The 20,760-nt window shown below is 67.3% G+C and carries 20 protein-coding genes and 1 pseudogene; 8 read left to right on the top strand and 13 right to left on the bottom strand.

All coding sequences use genetic code 11. The annotated features are described in order from the left end of the window. Positions 1 to 8 precede the first annotated feature (8 nt). Positions 9 to 1,271, top strand: coding sequence for an acyl-CoA dehydrogenase family protein (locus tag NC4_RS30190; protein ID WP_067544989.1), 1,263 nt, complete (start codon positions 9 to 11; stop codon positions 1,269 to 1,271). Between the two features lie 30 nt (positions 1,272 to 1,301). Here the strand turns inward: NC4_RS30190 and NC4_RS30185 are convergent. Then, positions 1,302 to 1,496, bottom strand: a pseudogene (locus NC4_RS30185) (putative quinol monooxygenase); the annotation flags it as partial. Then, on the bottom strand, positions 1,484 to 1,609 hold the full coding sequence (locus tag NC4_RS44180; protein WP_281186491.1) for a hypothetical protein: 126 nt from the start codon (positions 1,607 to 1,609) through the stop codon (positions 1,484 to 1,486). The pseudogene NC4_RS30185 and the gene NC4_RS44180, both read right to left, overlap by 13 nt. A gap of 275 nt (positions 1,610 to 1,884) precedes the next feature. On the opposite strand from NC4_RS44180, the gene NC4_RS30180 reads away from it, so the two are divergent. The 4 genes from NC4_RS30180 to NC4_RS30165 all read left to right on the top strand — a co-directional run bounded on the left by NC4_RS30180 (position 1,885) and on the right by NC4_RS30165 (position 4,654). Beyond that, a complete protein-coding gene (locus NC4_RS30180; RefSeq protein WP_067544983.1) occupies positions 1,885 to 2,250 on the top strand; it encodes a DUF4247 domain-containing protein in 366 nt (121 codons plus the stop codon). 18 nt (positions 2,251 to 2,268) lie between these two features. Next, positions 2,269 to 2,703, top strand: coding sequence for a DUF350 domain-containing protein (locus tag NC4_RS30175; RefSeq protein ID WP_245722026.1), 435 nt, complete (start codon positions 2,269 to 2,271; stop codon positions 2,701 to 2,703). Next, positions 2,703 to 4,253, top strand: coding sequence for a polyamine aminopropyltransferase (locus NC4_RS30170; RefSeq protein ID WP_067544980.1), 1,551 nt, complete (start codon positions 2,703 to 2,705; stop codon positions 4,251 to 4,253). Before NC4_RS30175 ends, NC4_RS30170 begins: the two co-directional genes overlap by 1 nt. A 119-nt stretch (positions 4,254 to 4,372) precedes the next feature. Continuing rightward, complete coding sequence (locus NC4_RS30165; RefSeq protein WP_067544977.1) at positions 4,373 to 4,654, top strand: YggT family protein; 282 nt, start codon at positions 4,373 to 4,375, stop codon at positions 4,652 to 4,654. Positions 4,655 to 4,729: 75 nt separating this feature from the next. Here NC4_RS30165 and NC4_RS30160 read toward each other — a convergent pair whose 3' ends face one another. The 8 genes from NC4_RS30160 to tkt form a co-directional block, all read right to left on the bottom strand. Continuing rightward, on the bottom strand, positions 4,730 to 5,875 hold the full coding sequence (locus NC4_RS30160) for an FG-GAP repeat domain-containing protein (RefSeq protein WP_067544974.1): 1,146 nt from the start codon (positions 5,873 to 5,875) through the stop codon (positions 4,730 to 4,732). A gap of 149 nt (positions 5,876 to 6,024) precedes the next feature. After that, positions 6,025 to 6,819: a hypothetical protein gene (locus tag NC4_RS30155; RefSeq protein WP_067544971.1), complete on the bottom strand. Its 795-nt coding sequence runs from the start codon at positions 6,817 to 6,819 to the stop codon at positions 6,025 to 6,027. 34 nt (positions 6,820 to 6,853) lie between these two features. After that, positions 6,854 to 7,012 carry a hypothetical protein gene (locus tag NC4_RS41210; RefSeq protein WP_169814894.1) on the bottom strand — a complete coding sequence of 53 codons (159 nt, stop codon included), beginning with the start codon at positions 7,010 to 7,012 and terminating at the stop codon, positions 6,854 to 6,856. 135 nt (positions 7,013 to 7,147) lie between these two features. Continuing rightward, positions 7,148 to 7,882, bottom strand: coding sequence for a 6-phosphogluconolactonase (gene pgl, locus NC4_RS30150; protein WP_067544968.1), 735 nt, complete (start codon positions 7,880 to 7,882; stop codon positions 7,148 to 7,150). Then, positions 7,875 to 8,783 (bottom strand): glucose-6-phosphate dehydrogenase assembly protein OpcA, encoded by a 909-nt coding sequence (opcA, locus tag NC4_RS30145; RefSeq protein WP_174566906.1) that lies wholly within the window; start codon positions 8,781 to 8,783, stop codon positions 7,875 to 7,877. Before opcA ends, pgl begins: the two co-directional genes overlap by 8 nt. After that, positions 8,780 to 10,315, bottom strand: coding sequence for a glucose-6-phosphate dehydrogenase (zwf, locus tag NC4_RS30140; RefSeq protein ID WP_067545199.1), 1,536 nt, complete (start codon positions 10,313 to 10,315; stop codon positions 8,780 to 8,782). The genes opcA and zwf overlap by 4 nt, the downstream gene beginning before the upstream one ends. 32 nt (positions 10,316 to 10,347) lie before the next feature. Beyond that, the gene (tal, locus tag NC4_RS30135; RefSeq protein ID WP_067544963.1) at positions 10,348 to 11,478 is read right to left on the bottom strand and encodes a transaldolase; all 1,131 of its coding nucleotides are present in this window, start codon (positions 11,476 to 11,478) and stop codon (positions 10,348 to 10,350) included. A gap of 8 nt (positions 11,479 to 11,486) precedes the next feature. Further along, positions 11,487 to 13,631, bottom strand: coding sequence for a transketolase (gene tkt, locus NC4_RS30130; protein ID WP_067545196.1), 2,145 nt, complete (start codon positions 13,629 to 13,631; stop codon positions 11,487 to 11,489). Between the two features lie 426 nt (positions 13,632 to 14,057). Between tkt and NC4_RS30125 the strand changes: the two genes are divergently transcribed. Beyond that, complete coding sequence (locus NC4_RS30125; protein ID WP_067544960.1) at positions 14,058 to 15,050, top strand: heme o synthase; 993 nt, start codon at positions 14,058 to 14,060, stop codon at positions 15,048 to 15,050. 146 nt (positions 15,051 to 15,196) lie between these two features. On the opposite strand, the gene NC4_RS30120 is transcribed toward NC4_RS30125, so the two are convergent. Further along, the gene (locus NC4_RS30120; RefSeq protein ID WP_218021330.1) at positions 15,197 to 15,826 is read right to left on the bottom strand and encodes a TetR/AcrR family transcriptional regulator; all 630 of its coding nucleotides are present in this window, start codon (positions 15,824 to 15,826) and stop codon (positions 15,197 to 15,199) included. A 168-nt stretch (positions 15,827 to 15,994) separates the two neighbouring features. Here NC4_RS30120 and NC4_RS30115 point away from each other — a divergent pair, with 168 nt between their 5' ends. Further along, entirely contained in the window at positions 15,995 to 17,017 is a 1,023-nt protein-coding gene (locus tag NC4_RS30115) for an acyl-CoA dehydrogenase family protein (protein WP_067544958.1), read from the top strand. A 9-nt stretch (positions 17,018 to 17,026) separates the two neighbouring features. Here the strand turns inward: NC4_RS30115 and NC4_RS30110 are convergent, their stop codons facing one another. Both NC4_RS30110 and NC4_RS30105 read right to left on the bottom strand, forming a co-directional pair. Continuing rightward, positions 17,027 to 18,334: an NERD domain-containing protein gene (locus NC4_RS30110; protein WP_067544955.1), complete on the bottom strand. Its 1,308-nt coding sequence runs from the start codon at positions 18,332 to 18,334 to the stop codon at positions 17,027 to 17,029. A 244-nt stretch (positions 18,335 to 18,578) separates the two neighbouring features. Next, positions 18,579 to 20,069, bottom strand: coding sequence for an FAD-dependent monooxygenase (locus NC4_RS30105; protein WP_067544952.1), 1,491 nt, complete (start codon positions 20,067 to 20,069; stop codon positions 18,579 to 18,581). A gap of 88 nt (positions 20,070 to 20,157) precedes the next feature. On the opposite strand from NC4_RS30105, the gene NC4_RS30100 reads away from it, so the two are divergent. Continuing rightward, the gene (locus tag NC4_RS30100; protein WP_067544949.1) at positions 20,158 to 20,760 is read left to right on the top strand and encodes a TetR/AcrR family transcriptional regulator; all 603 of its coding nucleotides are present in this window, start codon (positions 20,158 to 20,160) and stop codon (positions 20,758 to 20,760) included.

Genomic DNA, 20,760 nt, shown 5'->3' with positions numbered 1-20,760 from the left:
GAGGCGGCATGGATTTCGACCTACCCGCGGAACTGACCGCCTACCTGCGCGAGCTGGACGACTTCATCGACGCCGAGATCGTCCCACTCGAACAGCAGCACGACAATATCCGCTTCTTCGACCACCGCCGCGAGGACGCCCGCACCGACTGGGACCGCGGCGGCCTGCCCAGCGCCGAATGGGAAGCCCTACTGGCCGAATCGCGTCGCCGCGCCTATGCCGCGGGCCACTACCGCTACGCCTTCCCCAAGGAGTTCGGCGGCCGCGACGGCACCAATCTGGGCATGGCCGTCATCCGCGAACATCTGGCCGGACGCGGCCTGGGCCTGCACTGCGATCTGCAGAACGAGCACGCCGTCGTCGCCAATAATGTCGGCCTGCTGCTGATGCTCGAATACGGATCCGAGGCCCAGCGGGCGCACTGGGTGGACGGCTTGGCCGCGGGCACGAAGTTCTTCGCGTTCGGCATCACCGAACCCGAGCACGGCTCCGACGCCACCCATATGGAGACCACCGCCGTCCGTGACGGCGACGACTGGATCATCAACGGCGCCAAGACCTGGAACACCGGCGTGCACATCGCCGAGGCCGACCTGATCTTCGCTCGCACCTCGGGGCAGCCCGGGGACGGACGCGGCATCACCGCATTCCTCGTCGCCACCAACGCACCCGGCTTCCGGGTCGAGGAGTACCTGTGGACCTTCAATATGCCCACCGATCACGCCCGCATCTCGCTGACCGATGTGCGCGTGCCGAATTCCGCGATCTTCGGTGCGGAGGGGCGCGGCCTCGGCGTGGTCCAGCACTTCTTCAACGAGAATCGAATCCGCCAAGCCGCCTCCAGTCTCGGTGCGGCGCAATACTGCATCGATCAGTCCGTCGCATACGCCAAGTCCCGCAAGCCCTTCGGTAAACCACTGGCCGCCAACCAGGCCATCCAATTCCCCCTGGTGGAACTCCACACCCAGTGCGAGATGCTCCGCGCACTCATCCACAAAACCGCCTGGTCGATGGATAACCACGGCACTTTCGCAGTCTCCGAACAGGTCTCGATGTGCAACTACTGGGCCAACCGCCTGTGCTGCGAGGCCGCCGACCGCGCCATGCAGATCCACGGCGGCCTGGGCTACTCCCGCCACAGACCCTTCGAACACATCTACCGCCATCACCGCCGCTACCGCATCACCGAGGGCACGGAGGAAATCCAGATGCGCCGCGTGGCCGGATACCTCTTCGGCTTCATGGATCGAGACGCGGTCAAGGGCGTGTGAGGGGAACGGGCACAGGCTGCGACGACCCGCTCAGCCCGGTAACCCCTTTGCCGAGACCGTCTCGCCGAGAACGAATTCCGAGTCGGCGATGAGCTCCCCGAACACCGGCCCCGCCGCGGCCATCACCTCACTGTCCCGGTGCGCGGTGAACGCCGCCTGATCGTCGTACACCTCGTACACCCAGAACCGGTCCGGATCCCCCTGCACCCGGTTCAACGCGTAAACGAGGTCTCCGGCTCTTTCTCGACCTGCACGAACAGCGGCTCGAACGCGGCGGCCAACTCGTCTCCCCGCCCGGCTTTGGCCACCACCCGAGACAACAACGCGATCCGGGCCATCCCGATCACCTCCGCGGCCAGGCTACCTCCGCAGCCGCATCCGACTATTGCGAACCGGTGGTAGGGACCGATAGGTCTCACGTATAGTGCGGCGCGGCGGGAGGAGAGATCGCAGTGGTTTTCGTTTGGGTCGTGCTGCTTTTGGTGGCGGTGGCCGGGTTCGTCGTCGCCTTGGCCGTGGGGGTGCGGCGGAAGCGCCGGGCGCGGGCGGGGTGTGGGGTTTTGTCGCCGGGGGATTGGTGGCGCTGCTGGTGGGAGGCATTGCCCTTGCGGGGATGGTGTCGACACTCGGGGATCGAGATGATCCTCGGCCCTATATCGAGAAGACGTACAAGCGGGCCGCGGACCTCGACGACAAGCTCGGGGGGAAGGTTTACACCACGGGGCTCGCCCCGGCGCGGGTGCAGAAGGACATCTCGAAGAAGGCGAATCCCGCTGCGGTGTACCAGGACAAGGATCTGACCTTCCTGCGGTATCCGGCGTGGCTGGTGGTGCTGAGCGCGCACGCGGGGGGAACGAAGATCGACGTGGACAGTTACGACAACGGATACAAGCGGTATCGCGATCGGCTGGCGGGGTCGGGGTGGCCGTCGACGTCCAGCGCGGCCAGCGGTAACGGCGGAAACAATTCGGGCAAGTAGCCCAACACTTTCTAGGAGATGGACATGCTTGCCGATCTGGCTCGCGACGGGGGTGCGGCGCTGGCGTACAGCGCTGTCGGGATCGTCTTGATGGCCTTGGGATTCATGCTGGTCGATGTGATCACGCCCGGAAATCTGCGGCATCAGATCTGGATCGACCGGAAACCGAATGCCGCGCTGCTCACCGCGTCCAACATGCTGGGCGTGGGAATCATTGTGGCGACCGCCATCTGGACCTCGGAGGGCAGCATCGGGCGGGCGCCCGCCGCCAGTGCCGTGTACGCGATCATCGGATTGATCGCCATGGGCGTCGCCTTCGTGCTGCTGGATCTGCTGACGCCGGGCGAACTGGGGGAGATGCTGGTCGATCCCAATGGCCGCAACCCCGCGGTGTGGGTGTCGGCGGCGGTGCACATCGCGGTGGCGCTGGTCGTCTCCGCGGGCCTGTCGTAGTGCCGGAGGCCATTCCGCTACGTCAGCGGGCGGCGCGTCTCGGGCTGCTGCTGACCGTATTCGTCTGTGCCGCCTGCGGTCTGGTGTACGAGCTGGCGCTGGTCACCCTCGGCAGCTTCCTCATCGGCGATACCGCCGTGCAGGCGTCGATCGTGCTCAGCGTCATGATCTTCGCCATGGGCGTCGGCGCGCTGGCCGCCAAACCGCTACAGCGCTGGGCGGCAGCGGCTTTTGCGGCCGTGGAACTGCTGCTGGCCTGCCTCGGCGGGTTCTCGGTGATTCTGCTGTACGCGGCCTTCGCCTGGCTCAAGGTCTACACCGGCGCGCTGATCGTCGTCGCTCTCATTATCGGCGGCCTGGCGGGCGCGGAGATTCCGCTGCTCATGGTGCTGCTGCAACGGATTCGGCAGCAGGCCGCCAGCTCGGCGGTGGCCGACCTGTTCGCCGCCGACTACATCGGGGCCCTGCTCGGCGGGTTGGCCTTCCCGTTCCTGCTGCTGCCCGCCTTCGGGCAGATTCGCGGTGCACTGGTGGTCGGCGCGGTGAACGCCATGGCGGGACTTGTCCTGGTATTCACCGTATTCCGGCACGATCTGCGTCCCCTGGCGCGCGGCCTGCTGGGGGCCGCGGCCCTCACCGTGGCCGCCGCATTGGGGGCGAGCTACCTCTACGCCGACAAGTTCGAGGCCACCGCCGAACAGGCGCTGTTCGCGAATCCCATTGTGCACAGCGAGCAATCGTCGTATCAGCGCATTGTGATCACCGAGGCGGCCTCCCCGTTCCGCACCAAGGACACTCGCCTCTATCTCAATGGCGACCTGCAGTTCTCCTCGGTCGACGAGTACCGCTACCACGAGGCGCTCGTGCACCCGGCGTTGGCGCAGAAGCGCCGAAACGTCCTGGTACTGGGCGGCGGTGACGGCCTGGCCGTGCGCGAGATCCTCACCTACCCGGATGTCGAATCCGTGACCCTGGTCGAACTGGACCCGGCCATGACCCGCCTGGCCCGCACCTTCGACACCCTCACCGAACTCAACCGCAATGCCTTCGCCGACCCTCGCGTCACCATCGTGAATGCCGACGCCTTCAGCTGGCTGCGTGACTGTGCCTGCCGCTTCGACGCCGCCATCGTGGACTTCCCCGACCCGGATCAGACCTCCATTGCCAAGCTGTACTCGAAGGAGTTCTACGGCCTGCTCGCGCGCGCCCTCGAACCCGGCGGCGCGGCCGTCATCCAGTCCGGCTCACCGTTCTACGCGCCCAAATCCTTCTGGTGCATCGAGGCGACCATCCGCGCCGCGGGCCTCGCCACCGCGCCCTATCACCTGAATGTCCCCAGCTTCGGCGACTGGGGTTTCATCCTCGCGACCGGAGACGCTTCCGCTCGCCTGGAGATCGCCCCGGCGGCCCGGCCGCGCCCGCTCGACAATGCCGTGCTGACCGCCGCCACCGTCTTCCCGCCCGACCGCCGCGCCGACAGCGCGGATATCTCCACCCTCCTGCACCCGGTCATCCTCGATCATCTGCGCCAGGAGTGGTCCACCCGCTGACCGGCCCGCCCGATTGATCTGAAAATCCCATGAGAACCGCCCCGGCGTGGCACTTTCGAGAGGGTCACGCACGTTGGTATGGGTAAGACCGACGGCGCAGCCACTGTGAAGGAGTCGCCATGAGTCTCATCGGAGACCTGCTCGGATTAGTTCTCGGTATCTTCCTTCTGCTGTTGATCGCGCGGTTGATCCTGGATTGGATCGTGACGCTGTCCACCGGCAGCCCCGCTCCCTGGGCGCTCAAGGCCCGCGATTTCACGCATCGATTCACCGAACCCGTGATCGCCCCGGTGCGCGGCGTCCTCAAGCCCATCCGCCTCGGCGATATCCAGATCGATCTGGCCTTCACGGTGGTGTTCGTCATGGTCCTGGTGCTGCGCGCCTTCGTCTCGAGCTGGTAGCCAACGACTTCGGCCCGGAGCCGGGCCGTCGCACACCGGAGTGGGCCGGGCCGACGGGTGGCCCGGCCCACTCGATCAGGAGATGTTCTTCAGGAACGACACCGCATTGGCGGCCCCCGCGACCACGATGTCGAGTTTGCCGTCGCGGTCGAAGTCCGCGATGACCGGTGTCTGCGGTTGTGACGTCACCGCGTGATCGCCGGTCTTGGCGACGGTGCCGTCGCCCTTTCCGGTGAAGATGACCATCTTGGAGTCCAGCACCGCCGACATGGCGGCGTCCAGTGTGCCGTCACGGTCGAAATCGGCGACCGCGATACTGGTGGGCCCGAGGCCCGAGAAGGTGATGCGGTGGCTGTCGCGGAAGTCGCCCTGACCGTCGGAGATCAGCACGGTGGTGCTGAAGGAGAACGAGTCGGCGGTAATGACATCGTCGATGCCGTCACCGTCGAAATCCCCGGCGCGGACATCCTCGGTGATCAATCCGCTGGTGCTGCCGCCCTTGCGGGTGAAGCTGCCGTCGCCATTGCCGGTGAACACCTCCACCTGCTGCAGCAGATCATTGTTGATGGCGATGTCGATGGCGTTGTCGGCATTGAACTTCCCGACCGTGAACGCCGCCGCCGGTCCCGCGATGATCGCGGTCGCGCCGCCGTCCAGCTTCCCGTCACCCTTCCCGAGCCAGGTCTTGACGCCGGTGGGCACCAGGCTCAGCACATCGGCCTTACCGTCGCCATTGGCATCGGCCACGATCACCTCCTGTTGCGCCCCTTCGAGAGTCGTGTACTTCTCACCGGCCTGAAAAGTCCCGTTCCCGTTGTTGAGGAACACCGCGATCGACGTCCACGCCTGCGCCACCACATCGGTGCGCCCGTCACCGTTGAGATCCCCCGCCCCTACCGCCCCGTACCCATTGCCCGGCGTGCCGACCCGGCTCCCCGGCGCGAACGTCCCATCCCCCTTGCCCGCCATCATGATCGGCCCGTTCCCGCCGAAATCGGCGGCCACCACATCGGTGATCCCATCCCCGGTGAAGTCCGCCCCGACCGTCCCGATCGGGGACGGCCCCGGCCCCCACGACGGAAACGACCCGCCCGACGGCGAATCCACCTTGGGCGCGAAATCGATGCTGCCCGCCGCCGAGGCCGTCCCCGGCAAGGCGAGCACAAGCGCCGAAGCGGTCGCGGTGAGTGTGAAAAACGTGCGGAAAATGCGACTTTGCATAGGTGTTCCTGAGTCCGAGTAACCCCACCATCCGGTGGTGGCCACGGACTCTATGGCAGCCATGATCGGAAAACAGTCGCGTTCAACGCAATTCGGCCGATTGCCGGACACCCCGCCCTTTCCCTAGTGCACTCTGCACCGAGACCGCCTCAGAAGTTGGCGTTGAGGTACTCCGCCGCATGCGTCGTCCACAGCACGCCGGTGCCCGGCATGTGGTGCCCGGAGTATCGGACGTGCTGTCCGTCGGGCCACGGGGTGAGGTAGCCGAGGAGGCCGCGCAGGGCGGCGGCGTAGCGGTCGATATTGGCGATGGGGTCCTTCAACAGGAATTCCAGGAGTTCGGCGTAGAGCACCTGGGTGAGGTCTCCGATGCGGGCGCCTTCCACCAGGGAGAACGGTGAAATGCCCGCGTCGAGGACGCGCAGGGGGGAATTGGCGGGGGAGGAGGTGATGATGTCGTCCGGGTTCGCGTACTCGCTGACCTCGACCTCGAGCGGCCACATGCCGCGAATGCCGTGCAGCCCGAACGTATCGGTGGGGCAGAGGTCTCCGACCGATTCACCGGGTCTGCGCATGGGATTGGCGATATTCACCGCGAAGGCGATTTCCAGTGGCGAACCATTGGTATTGGTGAATTCCCCCGACTGCACCCCCTCGAGAATCTTGCTGACGACGATCCCGCCCAGCGAATAACTCAGCAGCCCGCAAACATTGGGTGAATCCTGAATCGCCTTGACCCCCGCCGCGACGCCCAAGCGCACCGAGGTCTCCAGCGACGGCCCCCACACATCCGGCGTGGGCCCGATCGAAGCGGGCCAATCCGGTTCGAAACAACTGAACTTCTCGATATCCAGCAGTTTTGCGACATCGTGCAGCATTCCCGCCGGTGTCCCATTGGCATTGCGCGCCTCTCCGGTCCCGCGCAAAGTGATCACATCGATCATGATCGTTTCCCCTCCCGTGCCGACTCATTCGGCATCAGGGGGTCAGCGTAGAACTCGCCGGGCCGCTCTGCGCGAGTACCGCACTACTCAGCCCGCCGACCACCAGGTGGAAGGCGTCCGCCGGGTCGCCGCCGTGCGCGCGAGGGTCGGTCAGCGGCCCGATGACCAGTACTCGATCAGATCCCGGATCCACCAGGTCGGTGCACCGGTGTCCCAGCTGTCCCCGGGTAGTGGGGCGGGCAGTCGCGCGATCAGACTAGAAACGAGCTAGGCCGACCTCGGTCCTAGCTCGTTCCAGTGTGGACGTGTCGGGCATCGCCCGGGGGCGCTACCGGGGCAGGTCGGTGGCGGCGGCCTCGTCGAGCAGCCAGGTGGTGGACTCGCTGCCGATCGCGCCCGCGGCCGGAATGTCCAAGGGGGAGGCGCCATTGAGGGCGGCGGCGACCGCCGCGGCCTTGGCCTCGCCGGAGACGATGAGCACCACGTGGCGGGTGCGGCGGATGGCGGGCAGGGTCAGGGTAATGCGCACGGCCGGGGGCTTGGGCGAATGGGTTTCCGCGACAACGAGTTCGTGTTCCTCGCGGGTGGCGTCGGTGTGCGGGAACAGCGAATTGATGTGGCCCTCACCGCCCATGCCGAGCAGGTGCAGGTCGAAGGAGCCGTGCTCGTCGAGGTGGGCGTGCACGGCGGCCGAGTACTCGCCCGCGGCCTCGATGGGGTCCGGGTAGTCGCCGCTGGAGGTTTCGGTGGGGTGCACGCGGGACGGGTCGACCGGGACGTGGTCGAGCAGGGCGGCGCGGGCCTGGACCTCATTGCGTTCCGGGTCGCCGACGGGCAGGAAACGCTCGTCGCCCCAGAAGATGTCGAGCTTGGACCAGTCGATATCGCCGGGGGCCTCGCGGACCCATTCGAGGAGTTTGATACCGGTGCCGCCGCCGGTCAGCACGACCGAGGCCGAGCCGCGCAGGCGCTGCGCCTCCACCACCTCGGCGACGAGGCGCGCCGCCGCGGCGCGCACGAGTTCGTCTGTGCCGGTGAAGGTTTCAACGGCAGGCTTACTCATAGGTGACCCTTTCGATTCCGGTGAAGGCCTCGGCGTAGATATCGTCCGCGTCGAGGTGCCGCAGCTCCTCGGCCAGGCAGTCCTTGGTCTCGCGGCGGGCCAGCGCGAAACGCTGGTCGGGTTCGCCGGTGCGGGTCAAGGTCGCCGTGCGGCCGTGCTGCGGGCGGGCGATGGAGATGTTCACCGACGGGCGGCGCAACTCCACCTTCAGCTCACCGGTACGACGGACCACGGGGCACGACAGTCGGGCGGCGAGCCACCCGGCCAGCATATCCAAGGCCGGTTCCTCGCGCAGACCCGAAACCGTCACGGAATCAACAGCTTCGAAGGGCGCCTCGTCCAAGGCGGAGGCCAGCAGCGCCCGCCAGTAGGTGACCCGGCTCCACGCCAGATCGGTATCGCCGGGCGCGTAGGAGCCGCGGCGCTTCTTGATGGTCTCCTGCGGATCCGGCGCGAAGGTCGCGTCGGTAATGCGGCGCGTCGCCAAGCGCCCCACCGAATCCTTGGACGGGAACTCCGGGGCCCCACGCGGCCACCACGCCACCACGGGCGTATCGGGCAGCAGGAACGGAATGACCACGCTGCTCTCGTGGCTCACCAGATCACCTTGCAGCCGAAGCACTATCACCTCGGCCGCGCCCGCATCCCCGCCCACGCGGATCTGGGCGTCGAGGCGGGTGTCGGCCTTGCGATCACCGCGCGCCAGCACTATCACCCGGCAGGGATGCTCCCGGCTGGCGTCATTGGCGGCATCGATGGCGTCCTCGGCCTCGGAACTGTCCAGGGTGCACACCACCAGGGTGAGCACGCGCCCCATGGTGATCACGCCATTGGCCTCGCGCAGCTGGATGAGCCGCTTGGACACCTCGCGGGTATCGGTATCGGGCATATCGATGATCACGGCCGCCGCCATTCCCGCCCGCTGCGCGCGAGCATCTTGTCGGCCGATTCCGGACCCCAGGTGCCCGCCTCGTACGCCTCCGGGCGGCCATTGGAGGCCCAGTGCTCGAGCACGGGATCGAGGATGCGCCAGGACAATTCGACCTCCTCGTTGACCGGGAACAGCGACGGCACGCCCAGCAGCACATCCAGGATGAGCCGCTCGTACGCCTCGGGGGAGTCCTCGGTGAAGGCCTCGCCGTAGCTGAAATCCATATTGACGTCGCGCACTTCCATGCCGGACCCGGGCACCTTGGACCCGAATCGCATGGTGATGCCCTCATCCGGCTGCACCTGGATGACGAGGGCGTTCTGCCCGAGCTCCTCGGTCATGGTCTGATCGAAGGGCAGATGCGGCGCGCGCTTGAACACCACCGCGATCTCGGTGACCCTGCGGCCCAACCGTTTTCCGGTGCGCAGATAGAACGGCACCCCAGCCCAGCGCCGCGTCTCCACCGCGAGGGTGATGGCGGCGTAGGTCTCGGTCTTGGAGTTGGGGTCGAACCCCTCCTCCTGCAACAGCCCCACCACGGGCTCGCTGCCCTGCCAGCCCGCGGCGTACTGGCCGCGCGCGGTCGTCTCATCAAGGGGCGCAACCAGTTTGGTGGCCGAGAGCACCTTGATCTTCTCGATCTGCAATTGCTTGGGCTGGAAGCTGACCGGCTCCTCCATGGCCGTCAGCGCCAGCAGCTGCAGCAGATGGTTCTGGATCACATCGCGGGCCGCGCCGATGCCGTCGTAATAGCCTGCGCGCCCGCCTAATCCGATGTCCTCGGCCATGGTGATCTGCACATGGTCGACATAGTTGGCATTCCAGATCGGATCGAACAACTGGTTCGCGAAGCGCAGCGCCAGAATGTTCTGCACCGTCTCCTTGCCCAGATAGTGGTCGATGCGGAACACCGACTGCTCCGGGAACACCCCGTTGACAAGGGCATTGAGCTCGACGGCGCTCTCCAGATCGTGCCCGAACGGCTTCTCGATCACCACCCGCCGCCACGGCAGCGGATGCCCGGGCGCGGACGCCGCCGCCGACGCCAGCCCGTTCTTCGAGAGCTGTTCCAGCACCACCGGGAACTCGTCCGGCGGAATCGACAGGTAGAAGGCGTAATTCCCGCCCGTCCCGCGATCGCGATCCAGATCCTTGAGGGTGGTGGCCAGCTTGTGGAAGGCCGCGTCGTTCTCGAATGTGCCTTGAACGAACCGCAATCCCTCCTTCAGCTGCTGCCACACCTCCTCGCGGAAGGGCGTGCGCGCCGAGGCGCTGATCGATTCGTGGACGAGTTGCGGGAACTCGTCCTCGCTCATATCGCGGCGCGCGAACCCGACCAGGGCGAAACCGGGGGGCAGCAGCCCCCGGTTCGCCAAGTCGTAGATGGCCGGGAGCAACTTGCGCCGCGACAGGTCACCGGTCACCCCGAATATCACCATGCTGCACGGTCCAGCAATATGGGGAACCCGGCTGTCGCGCCCATCGCGGAGCGGATTCCCCATCGTGACCGTCGTCGCCGCGGCGGAAGCCACTGTCAGTTGCTCCCCGCCGCCTGCAGCTGCTCGGTAGTGGCGACCAGCAGCTCCTCCCAGGACTTCACGAACTTGTCCACGCCTTCGGTCTCCAGCACGCCGAACACATTGTCCAGATCGATGCCGACCGCGGTCAGCGCGTCGAAGACCTGCTGCGCCTCGGCCGGGGTACCGGAGATGGTGTCCCCGGTGATCTCGGCATGGTCGGCGACGGCCTCGAGGGTCTTCTCCGGCAGCGTGTTCACCGTATTCGGCGCCACCAGCTCGGTGACGTACATGACGTCGGAGTACTCCGGGTTCTTCACACCGGTGGAAGCCCACAGCGCCCGCTGTTTGTTCCCGCCTGCGGAGGAAAGGCGCGCATACACATTGGTGTGCTTACCGCCGTCGAAAACATCCTGGTAGGCGGCATAGGCCAAGCGCGCGTTGGCGATTCCGGCCTTGCCGCGCAGCGCCAGCGCCTCCGGGGTGCCGATGGCCTCCAGCCGCTTGTCGATCTCGGTGTCCACGCGGGAGACGAAGAACGAAGCGACGGAATGGATCTTGGCCAGATCGTGCCCGGCGGTCTTGGCGTTGGTGAGCCCGTCCAGGTAGGCGCCCATGACCGAGATGTAGCGCTGCACTGAGAAGATGAGCGTCACGTTCACGCTGATGCCCTCGGAGATGACCCGGGTGATGGCCGGGAGTCCGGCCTCGGTGGCGGGAATCTTGATGAACAGGTTGGGCCGGTCCACGATCTTCCACAGTTCGACGGCCTGGGCCACGGTGGCCTCTTCGTCGAACGCGAAGCGCGGATCCACCTCGATAGACACGCGGCCGTCCACGCCGCCGGTCTCGCGGAAGATCTCCGCGAACACGTCGCACGCGGCGCGCACATCATCGGTGGTGATGGTGCGCACGGCCGAATCCACATCGGCGCCACGGGCGGCGAGCTCACGCACCTGCTCGTCGTAGTCGTGGCCATTGGCGAGCGCGCCCTGGAAGATGGTCGGGTTAGTGGTGACGCCGACGACATTGCGGGTGTCGATCAGGCCCTGCAGATTGCCGGACTTGATGCGGCCGCGCGACAGGTCGTCGAGCCACACCGAGACACCGGCGGCCGACAGCGCCGCGGTATTGGTGTTCTGAGTCATGGGTTTGCTTATCCCTTCACCTTGGCAAGAGAGCGGGTAGCAGCGTCGACGACGGCGTCGGCGGTGATGCCGAACTCGCGGAACAGGGTCTTGTAGTCCGCCGAGGCGCCGAAGTGCTCGATGGACACGTTCTCGCCGTTGTCACCGGTGAACCGGTGCCACGGCATGGCGATTCCGGCCTCGACGGTGACGCGCGCCTTGACCGACGGCGGCAGCACCTGGTCCTTGTAGGCCTGATCCTGCGCGTCGAACCACTCCACGCACGGCATGGACACCACGCGGGCGCCGATGCCCTGTGCCTCGAGGGTAGCGCGGGCCTCGACCGCGAGGTGCAGCTCGGAACCGGTGCCGATGAGGATCACCTGCGGTGTGGCGGTGGAGGATTCGGCCAGGATGTAGCCGCCCTTGCGCACGCCCTCGTAGGAGGTGCCCTCCAGGACCGGAATGTCCTGACGGGTCAGGGCCAGCGCGGACGGGCCGTCCTGATGCGCGGGCTCGGAGACCAGGAAGTGCGAATGCCGTTCGGCGGAATCGCGTTCCAGGATGGTGCGCCAGGCGTGGGTGACCTCGTTGGCGTCGCCCGGGCGGACCACGTTCAGGCCCGGAATCGCGCGCAGCGCGGCGAGGTGCTCGATGGGCTGGTGGGTCGGGCCGTCCTCGCCGAGGCCGATGGAGTCGTGGGTCCACACGTAGACGACCGGGGTGCGCATGAGCGTGCCGAGACGAACCGCGGGCCGCATGTAATCGGAGAACACCAGGAAGGTGCCGCCGTACGGACGGGTCGGTCCGTGCAGCGCGATGCCATTGAGGATCGAGCCCATGGCGTGCTCACGCACACCGAAGTGCAGGGTGCGACCGTACGGGTTGGCCTTCCACATACCGGTCGAAATCGACTCCGGGCCGAAGGACGGCACGTTCGGCATGGTGGTGTTGTTGGATTCCGCGAGGTCGGCCGAACCGCCCCACAGCTCCGGCAGCACCGGGGCGAGGGAGGCCAGCACCTTGCCGGAGGCCTTGCGGGTGGAGGTGCCCTTGGCGTCGACCGCGTGGGTCGGCAGGGTCTCGGCCCAGCCCTCGGGCAGGCGGCGCTCCTGGAGACGATCGAACAGCGTCTTGTTCTCCGGGTTGGCCCCGGCCCACGCGTCGAACTGGTCCTGCCAGGCGGCGCGGGCGGCCTTGCCGCGATCGGCGGCGAGATTGCGCGAGTGCGCGATGACCGCGTCGTCGACGGCGAAGCTCTTCTCGGGATCGAAGCCCAGGATCTTCTTGGTGGCGGCGACCTCGTCCGCACCGAGGGCCGCGCCGTGCGCCGCGCCGGTGTTCATCTTGTTGGGGGCCGGGTAGCCGATGATGGTGCGCAGCACGATGATCGACGGCTTGTCGGTGACGGCCTGGGCGGCGGCAATGGCCTGCTCGATGCCGACGATGTTCTCGCCGCCCTCGACGACCTGCACATGCCAGCCGTAGGCGCGGTAGCGCTCGGCGGTGTCCTCGGTGAGGGCGATGGTGGTGTCGTCCTCGATGGAGATCTTGTTGTCGTCGTAGAAGACGATCAGATTGCCCAGCTGCTGGGTGCCCGCGAGGGCGGACGCCTCGGAGGTGACGCCCTCTTCGATATCGCCGTCGGAGGCGACGACGTAGATGAAGTGGTCGAACGCGCTCTGCCCCTGCGCCGCTTCCGGATCGAAGAGTCCGCGCTCGCGCCGCGACGCCATCGACATGCCGACCGCCGAGGCCAGGCCCTGGCCCAGCGGGCCGGTGGTGATCTCGACGCCCGCGGTGTGCCGGTACTCCGGGTGACCCGGGGTCAGCGAACCCCACTTGCGCAGGTTGACGAGATCGTCGAGTTCGAGGCCCATGCCCGACAGGTACAGCTGCACGTACAGGGTCAGGCTGGAGTGACCGCAGGACAGGACGAAACGGTCGCGGCCCACCCATTCCGGATCGGTCGGATCGAAGCGCATGACGCGGTGAAAGAGCGTGTACGCCAACGGCGCCAGGCTCATCGCGGTGCCAGGATGGCCGTTGCCCGCGTTCTGCACCGCGTCGGCGGCGAGGACACGGGCCGTATCGACGGCTCTGGTGTCCAATTCGGTCCAGTCGGTGGGATGGTTCGGCTGAGTGAGCGCGCGGATGTCGTCTGTGACTGACACGACCGAGGTTCTCCTGACCTTCTCGTCAACGATGCGGTTGTGGGCGGCGGGTGTTCGCTGCGGGGTGATCGCCGGTGCGACGCGCACGAACTGAAACGCGGACGACGCACCGATGTACCCACCACCCTAGAGGTGGGCGATTCGCGGCCGTACAAGAACCCGCTTTCACCGGCCGCCGTGTCGTATGTTCGTGTCCGCGCGCGGATCTGTCCGTGACCCGGATCGAACGTGATTCGGCACACGGCCGAAGGCGATTCACCGCTCTCCTACTACAGACGCGCAGGCACACGCGGGGTGGACCTGGACGAGAGCACGGTCAGCGGGGGTCTACCATCTCCTGTAGTAGTACCCGCGCCGCACCGGGCTGTGTCTAGCGGGCTGCTGGTTCAGACCGGATCAACAATGCACGGCGTGCGAGGAGAAACAGTGCGGATTGGGCAACAGCCGGGTGGCGCTCACGGCTCCTCCGGGACGGTGCTGGCCGACCGCGTCACGGGCAGCGGACCGCTGTCGGTGGCGACCCGCCGGGTTCTCGCCTACATCGCACTCACCAAGCCGCGCGTGATCGAGCTGCTGCTCGTGGCAACGATTCCCACCATGCTGCTGGCCGACCGCGGCAATGTGGACATTCGCCTCATTCTGGTCACGCTCTTCGGCGGCTGGATGGGCGCGGCGAGCGCCAACACCCTGAACTGTGTGGCCGACGCCGATATCGACAAGGTCATGAAGCGCACCTCCAAGCGCCCGCTGGCCCGCGAAGCCGTCCCCACCCGCAATGCCGCCGTTTTCGGCATCACCCTCGGCGTGGCCTCCTTCGCCTGGCTGTGGTGGCAGGCCAACCTGCTCAGCGGCGTCCTGGTCGTGGCGACCATCCTCTTCTACGTCTTCGTCTACACCCTCGGCCTCAAGCGCCGCACCTCCCAGAACGTCGTCTGGGGCGGCGCCGCGGGCTGCATGCCCGCCCTCGTCGGCTGGTCCGCCGCCACCGGCACCATCGGCTGGCCCGCCCTGGTCCTGTTCCTGGTCATCTTCTTCTGGACCCCGCCGCACACCTGGGCCCTGGCCATGCGCTACAAGGAGGACTACAAGGCCGCGGGCGTCCCGATGCTCCCGGTCGTAGCCACCGAGCAGACGGTCACCAAACAAATCGTCATCTACACCTGGCTGACCGTCCTGGCCACCTTCGCCCTGGTCCCCGCCTCCGGCGTCATCTACGCCGCAACCGCTCTGGTCGCAGGCGCCTGGTTCCTCCTGATGGCCCACCAACTGTATTCCGGTGTCCGCCGCGGCGAATCGGTCAAGCCCCTCCGACTGTTCCTGCAGTCCAACAACTATCTCGCCGTCGTCTTCTGCGGCCTCGCCGTCGACTCGGTCCTCGGCTGGAACACCCTCGGCAACACCCTCTTCGGCTGGGCCTGACCACTCCCGAATCGGTTAGAGCGAGAGTGCGGGGCCGGGCCGCCGGACACCGCGGGGGTCAGCAGCGCGCCGTGGTATCCGTCCGGCTCGAACCAGGCCAATTCGTCATCAACAACCATGTCATCACCTCTCGAGCAACTGGTCGATCAGTGTATTGGCCAGCCATTGGTCGTATTGCTCACCCGGCCAGCCCAATGGGACCACCAGCATGCTGTAGACCGTCGGGTGGTTGAGGGTGTACAGAGCAGATCGGTTGCCGAGTCTTCGGTAAGGCCTTGGCGCAGACGGCCTTTGCGTTGCAGTGCCTGGATCGTCTGTCGCTGGTTCTCGCGGAATTCGTTCTGCATCCCGGTCCAGAGCGCTTCGATTTCGGAGTCTGCGGCGGCTGCTGCCCGGATGACCTCGATCAGCGGGGCGATTCTGGTTTTGACCCTGCGTGAATGGGTGGCTTGCAGGCGTAGGTGCTCGTGAGCGGTGGGTGCGGCGAGGATTTCCCGGAACCAGTCCTGTTCGGTCACCGGCCGGGGGTCGGGGCCGCTTTTGACGGCGTGATCCCAGGCGGCCATCAGGACGGAACGTTTGGTGCCGAACGCCAGTTTGACGGTGGGGACCGCGACGCCCGCGGCGGCGGCGATATCGGCGAGGGTCGTCCGGACGTAGCCCTCGGAGACGAAGAGACGGTGTGCGGCCGCGACGGTTTCCGCGCGCGTGGCCGCGGCTTGGACCTCGCGTTTCGGGGATCGGTAGGTGCGTGATCCCTTGACAGGCTCTTCCACGGTCGTCATCCTACATAGATATTGACTATCTTAGGGGGATAGCGAAATGGCGATCATGACATCACCACAGGTGGAGGATTCGACGCTGGCCGCGGCCACCGACATCGCCGCGCTCACCAGAGCTCTGGCCGAAGAGCCGGTCGATCGGGACGAACTACCGGGTGAGGTGTGCGGGCGGCGCGCGCGGCGGGTCTGTACCGGCTCTGTCTGCCGTCCGAGGTGGGCGGACTCGCGACTCCGCTGCCCGTGATCGTGTCCATCATCGAGCGGCTCTCGATCGCCGACGGATCCACGGGATGGTGCACCGCGGTTGCGAACGCGGGGGTTTCGCTGCTGTCCGGTGTGGACGAAGCGGAGGCCCGCACGATCGCCGCCAACCCCGAAAACCTGCTCATCGCAGGCGGTTTCCCGCCATTGGGGCGGGCCCGGCAGGTCGGTGAGTTCTACGAGCTGTCCGGTCGGTGGCCGTTTGCCAGCGGATGCGTTGCGGCGGATTGGTTCTTGGGCGGTGTGCTGGTCGCACCGGCAGACGGCGGAATGCCCAGCGCGCAGGTCGTGTTCTTCCCGGCGAAACAGGCCCGGATTATCCGGAACTGGGATGTCATCGGGCTGCGGGCCACCGGAAGTCACGACGTCGCGGTCGAGACCATCACCGTGCCCGCCCGTAGGTCGACCACCCTGTTCGGTGCGCAACGCTGGTCCGCCGATCCGATTGCCGCGATCCCGTTCTTCTCCCTGGGCTCGATGCTCGCCGCGGTTCCGCTCGGCATAGCGCAGCGGGCACTCGACGAACTCGCCCGGCTGGCCGCAACCAGAGTTCCGTTCGGCCAGCAACAGCCGCTCGCACACGACCCGCTCTTCCAGGACCGCATGGGCGCCATGCTGGCCCGCCTGGCGTCCGCCCGTGCCTACTTGCTCGAATGCACCGACAAGCTATGGCAATTCGCGCTCACCGGCGCTGTACCTCCTGCTGTACAGGCGGAGACCTCGATGGCCGTCGGTGTGACAGTCGACGCCGCACTCGAGGTCGTGACCTTCGCGCACCACTCGGCCGGGACCGCCGCCATCCGAAATCCGCACATCCTGACCTGCTGCCTCAATGACGCCCTGGCCGCCAGCAGACACGCCGCCTTCCGTCCGGCAGCCAGCCGCACCGCAGCCCGCGCATTCCTGAATCTCCCACCCGAGTAGACCCCGATGTCAGCAGCCGGGCTGGAGGGGGAAGCAGACGGGGCCGGGTGTGGTGCTGGGGATGGTGGGGTCGGTGGAGGTTGTGGTTTGGCGGGTTGTGGTGGTGGGGCTGGGGTCTCGGGTGTCTTCGGTATCGCCGCCGCCGACGCACATGGCTGCTATCAGGAGGATGAGGAAGATCAGGATGAGGCCGCCGACTATGGGGAGGTCGCGGCGGCGGCGGGTGTGGGGGACCTGGGCGCTGTGGAGGCGGTCCGCGAGGGAGCGGCGTTGGGGGCGGGAGGGGCGGGGGAAGGAGGGTGGGGTGCCGGGGTAGGTGGGGGATTGCTGGGTGGCGGGGCCCGAGGGGAGGGGGGCCGGGCGGGATTGCTGGGGTTCGGAGGTGCCGGAGACGGCGCGGTAGGCGGCTGCTGCCGCGGCGGCGGCGCCCGCGCCTGCTGCCGCCGCTGCGGCCGGGTGGGGGCGGCTGGATTGCGGTGTGGGCGGGACCTGTTGGGCGGCGGCGGGTTCCGGCCGGGATGCCGGTGGCCCGGCCGGGCCACCGGTCGCTCGGGAGGCGGGTTCGGGGGCGCTCGGTCGTCCTGGCTCGGGCGACTGGGCGGGTGGGATCGGGGCGGCGGGCGCCGGTGGGGCGCTCAGGGATTCGACCGGGACCGAGGGGACCACGACGGTGGGGGCCGCCGACATCGGCAGGGGAGCGCCTGCGGCGGAGGCGGGTTGGGGGAAGCCTTCGGAAATGAGGTCGGAGTAGTTCGCGGCGGCGGCGAAACCGAGCGCGCCGAGGGCTTGGCCTACTTGGGCGGCGTCCCAGGCGGGTTCGGCGCCTTCGGCGAGTTTAGTGAAGTAGGCGCGCAGGGAGGAGGGGCCGTCGCCGATGAGGACGTCGATACCGGGTGGGAGGGCGCCCTTGTCGAGTTTCACGCGGCTGCCGAGTTGGGGGACGAGCAGGACCAGGCCGCTGACGGGGACATGTTCGCGGCCGGGGGCGGAGCGGAGCTGCCCCGCGAGAGAGACGGTCTGGCGGCGGACGCGCTCGAGCGGGTCGGCGTCGCCGTCGATCGGGGCGGGTTTGCCGTCCACTGTCCAGGGCTGGTCCTGCGCGCAGGACAGAGTCCCGGTCACGCGCTCGGTGAAGCCGTGCACCCCCACGACCACGCAGGTCTGCGGGGTCCAGACGACCACATCGGCGTCCTGGCACTGCACTATCGCGATACCGGGCACCGCATGCGGCCCGCTCCAGGACTTCAGCCAGTTCACGACGGTGCGTTCGGTGCTCGACAGCCGCGACGGGTCGTCGTTACGGACCTTCACCAACATCCAGACCACCCTCTGACCGATGCCATCACCTGCGGCCGCCCGACCTCCTCGCCGCGACCACCTTACGGCGTCGCCCTGCATGGTTGCAGCGAATCGTCCTGCGCAGCAGCAAGATCATTCTGCACCTTCCGGCCCGAACGCGCCCCCGCGTCCCCTCACCCGTGGGTTGCTGACTGAAACAGCGGCGATCATGTACCGGTGCAGGTGAATTCGGACAAACTCCTGCACCGGTACATTGTCGAGGTCAGGGGCGGGTGAGTTGGGCTAGGTGGGCGTCGGGGCGGATGAGGATGCGGGTGCCCGGGGTGGCGGAATACGCGTGATGGGCGTGGCCCGCGGTGTCGATGAGCGCGCCCGCGACCTGCCCGGCTCGCGAGCTCGCGATCGATACGACATCGACCGGTGTTGCGGGCAGCTCGGCGAACTCGGTCATTTCAGGCGAATCCGCGCTATCCGAGTCTTCGCCGAAGACGAGCAGCGTCGCGTGCGGGCCACGGAAGAGCTCGAACAGACTGACCGCTTTTCCGTCGGCGGTGGCTAGCGGCGCATCCGGCGCGCGATCTCCGGCCCGCAGCGGGCCGGTGTCGGTGGCGCTGTGTGACACCAGATTCCGGTAGCTGATATCGAGCTGATGCGTGCCTTCGCGCGACATCGCATCGGCATCCCCATTGACCGTCTTGTTCAGAATCTCCGAGCTCGACCCGAGCACTTTCATGGCCACCGCGCGCCGCTCGGTCTCATAGGTATCGAGTAGGGCATCGGTCTCCGGGCCCGGATTGCGCAGCGCCGCCGCGAGTTTCCAGCCCAGGTTGTAGGCGTCCTGGACGCCTGTGTTCAGCCCCTGCCCGCCGGTCGGCGGATGCGCGTGCGCGGCATCCCCGGCCAGGAACACCCGCCCCGCCCGGAAGCGCTCGGCGAGGCGGATATTCGGCCGCCACACCGTCGACCAGCTGAGATCGCTCAGCACGATATCGCCGCGCCGCGTCAACCGGTCCACATGACTCTGCAATACCGCCAAGCTGGCCTCGGAATCCCCGGCCAGCGGGGCCGCGAACTGGAACTTGCGCCCGCCGGGCAGGGGGGACATGGCGTATCCGTCCATGGGCGTATCCGGTTCGGCGAACCAGTATCCGTGGGAGTGGTCGAGCGCATCGGCGCGCACATCGCCCAGCAGCATGCGAATCGACTCGTCGGTGGTGCCCTCGAATGCGATGCCGAGTGTCTTGCGCACGGTGCTGCGCCCGCCGTCCGCGCCGATCAGATAGTCGGCGCGCATCGTCTCGGTGATGCCGTCGCGCTCCAGCGTCGCGGTCACTCCGTCGTCCGTGGCGGTGAATCCGCGCAGCGCCGTGCCTGATTCGACCGTCACCCCGAATTCGCCGAGCCGCTCCCGCAGCAGCCGCTCGGTATCGGACTGCCCCAGCACCCACCCGTTCGGAAAGGGGATATCCGGCGTCGGCTCCCGCCATTCGGCCATCCGCCGCTCGCCCGCGAACTCCCCGCCCAGATACACCCGCATGGGCGCCTGCGGCGAGCCCGCGGCCAGCACCGCGTCCAGCACCCCGAGATCGTGGAACACCTCGAGGGTGCGCGGCTGAATCCCGTCACCCCGCGAGCCGTCGAAGAACGTCTCGGCCGCGTCCACGATGCGCACCGCGATTCCGCGACGCGCCAGATCGATGCCGAGGGTGAGGCCGGTGGGACCGGCGCCCGCAATGAGAACCTGCGTTGACATGCCAACTCCATTTACTGAATCTTAATTCACTTAAGATAGATTCAGTATTATGGGTGGTAGTTTCCGCTGTCAAGGAGGTGATGCCGGAATGGCGGGACGACGCCAGGAGAAGGCGGCCGAGACGGAGCAGGCGCTCAAGGCCGCCGCGCGCCGCCTGTTCGCCGAGCGCGGCTATCTGAATACGAAGATCACCGACATCACCGCGGCCGCCGGACGCGCGGCCGGATCGTTCTACAACCATTTCGCGAGCAAGGAGGAGCTACTCCAGTCCTTGCTGAAAGACCTTGCCGACGAAGGGGATTCACGCGCCGAGGACCCGGCCCACAATCCGGACTTCACCGACCCGGACGCGGTGCGCTACCACGTCAACGGCTACTGGACCGCGGCCCGCGAGAACTGGCCGGTCTTCCGCGCCATGGAACAGGCCGCCCTCGTCAACGACGACTTCGCCCGCATCATGGCCGCTTTCACCACCGAACAGCGTGCCGACGTCGCCGACCATCTCGACGGCTTCCACGCCGCGGGCATGACCCTGCCCAGCACCCCCGACGCCAGCCTCGCCATGATGTTCCTGCTGACCACCGGCCTGTTGCAGGCCGTCGACGACGGCACGGTCGAACTCACCGACCAGCAGGCCGTCGACGGCCTCACGAGATTCATCTACCGCGGCCTCACCGGCCGCGACTACTGA

Source organism: Nocardia crassostreae (assembly GCF_001613405.1).
GTDB classification, from domain to species: Bacteria; Actinomycetota; Actinomycetes; order Mycobacteriales; family Mycobacteriaceae; genus Nocardia; species Nocardia crassostreae.
The sequence above is the reverse complement of the archived record's forward strand: the minus strand, read 5'-3'. Positions and strand labels throughout refer to the sequence as shown.

Bases quoted from the DNA above. Each gene is read 5' to 3' on its own strand.
- NC4_RS30190 (WP_067544989.1), top strand. From the start codon at position 9: ATGGATTTCGACCTACCCGCGGAACTGACCGCCTACCTGCGCGAGCTG.
- NC4_RS44180 (WP_281186491.1), bottom strand. From the start codon at position 1,609: ATGGCCCGGATCGCGTTGTTGTCTCGGGTGGTGGCCAAAGCCGGGCGG.
- NC4_RS30180 (WP_067544983.1), top strand. From the start codon at position 1,885: ATGGTGTCGACACTCGGGGATCGAGATGATCCTCGGCCCTATATCGAG.
- NC4_RS30175 (WP_245722026.1), top strand. From the start codon at position 2,269: ATGGACATGCTTGCCGATCTGGCTCGCGACGGGGGTGCGGCGCTGGCG.
- NC4_RS30165 (WP_067544977.1), top strand. From the start codon at position 4,373: ATGAGTCTCATCGGAGACCTGCTCGGATTAGTTCTCGGTATCTTCCTT.
- NC4_RS30160 (WP_067544974.1), bottom strand. From the start codon at position 5,875: ATGCAAAGTCGCATTTTCCGCACGTTTTTCACACTCACCGCGACCGCT.
- NC4_RS30155 (WP_067544971.1), bottom strand. From the start codon at position 6,819: ATGATCGATGTGATCACTTTGCGCGGGACCGGAGAGGCGCGCAATGCC.
- pgl (WP_067544968.1), bottom strand. From the start codon at position 7,882: ATGAGTAAGCCTGCCGTTGAAACCTTCACCGGCACAGACGAACTCGTG.
- zwf (WP_067545199.1), bottom strand. From the start codon at position 10,315: ATGGGGAATCCGCTCCGCGATGGGCGCGACAGCCGGGTTCCCCATATT.
- tal (WP_067544963.1), bottom strand. From the start codon at position 11,478: ATGACTCAGAACACCAATACCGCGGCGCTGTCGGCCGCCGGTGTCTCG.
- NC4_RS30110 (WP_067544955.1), bottom strand. From the start codon at position 18,334: ATGTTGGTGAAGGTCCGTAACGACGACCCGTCGCGGCTGTCGAGCACC.
- NC4_RS30105 (WP_067544952.1), bottom strand. From the start codon at position 20,069: ATGTCAACGCAGGTTCTCATTGCGGGCGCCGGTCCCACCGGCCTCACC.
- NC4_RS30100 (WP_067544949.1), top strand. From the start codon at position 20,158: ATGGCGGGACGACGCCAGGAGAAGGCGGCCGAGACGGAGCAGGCGCTC.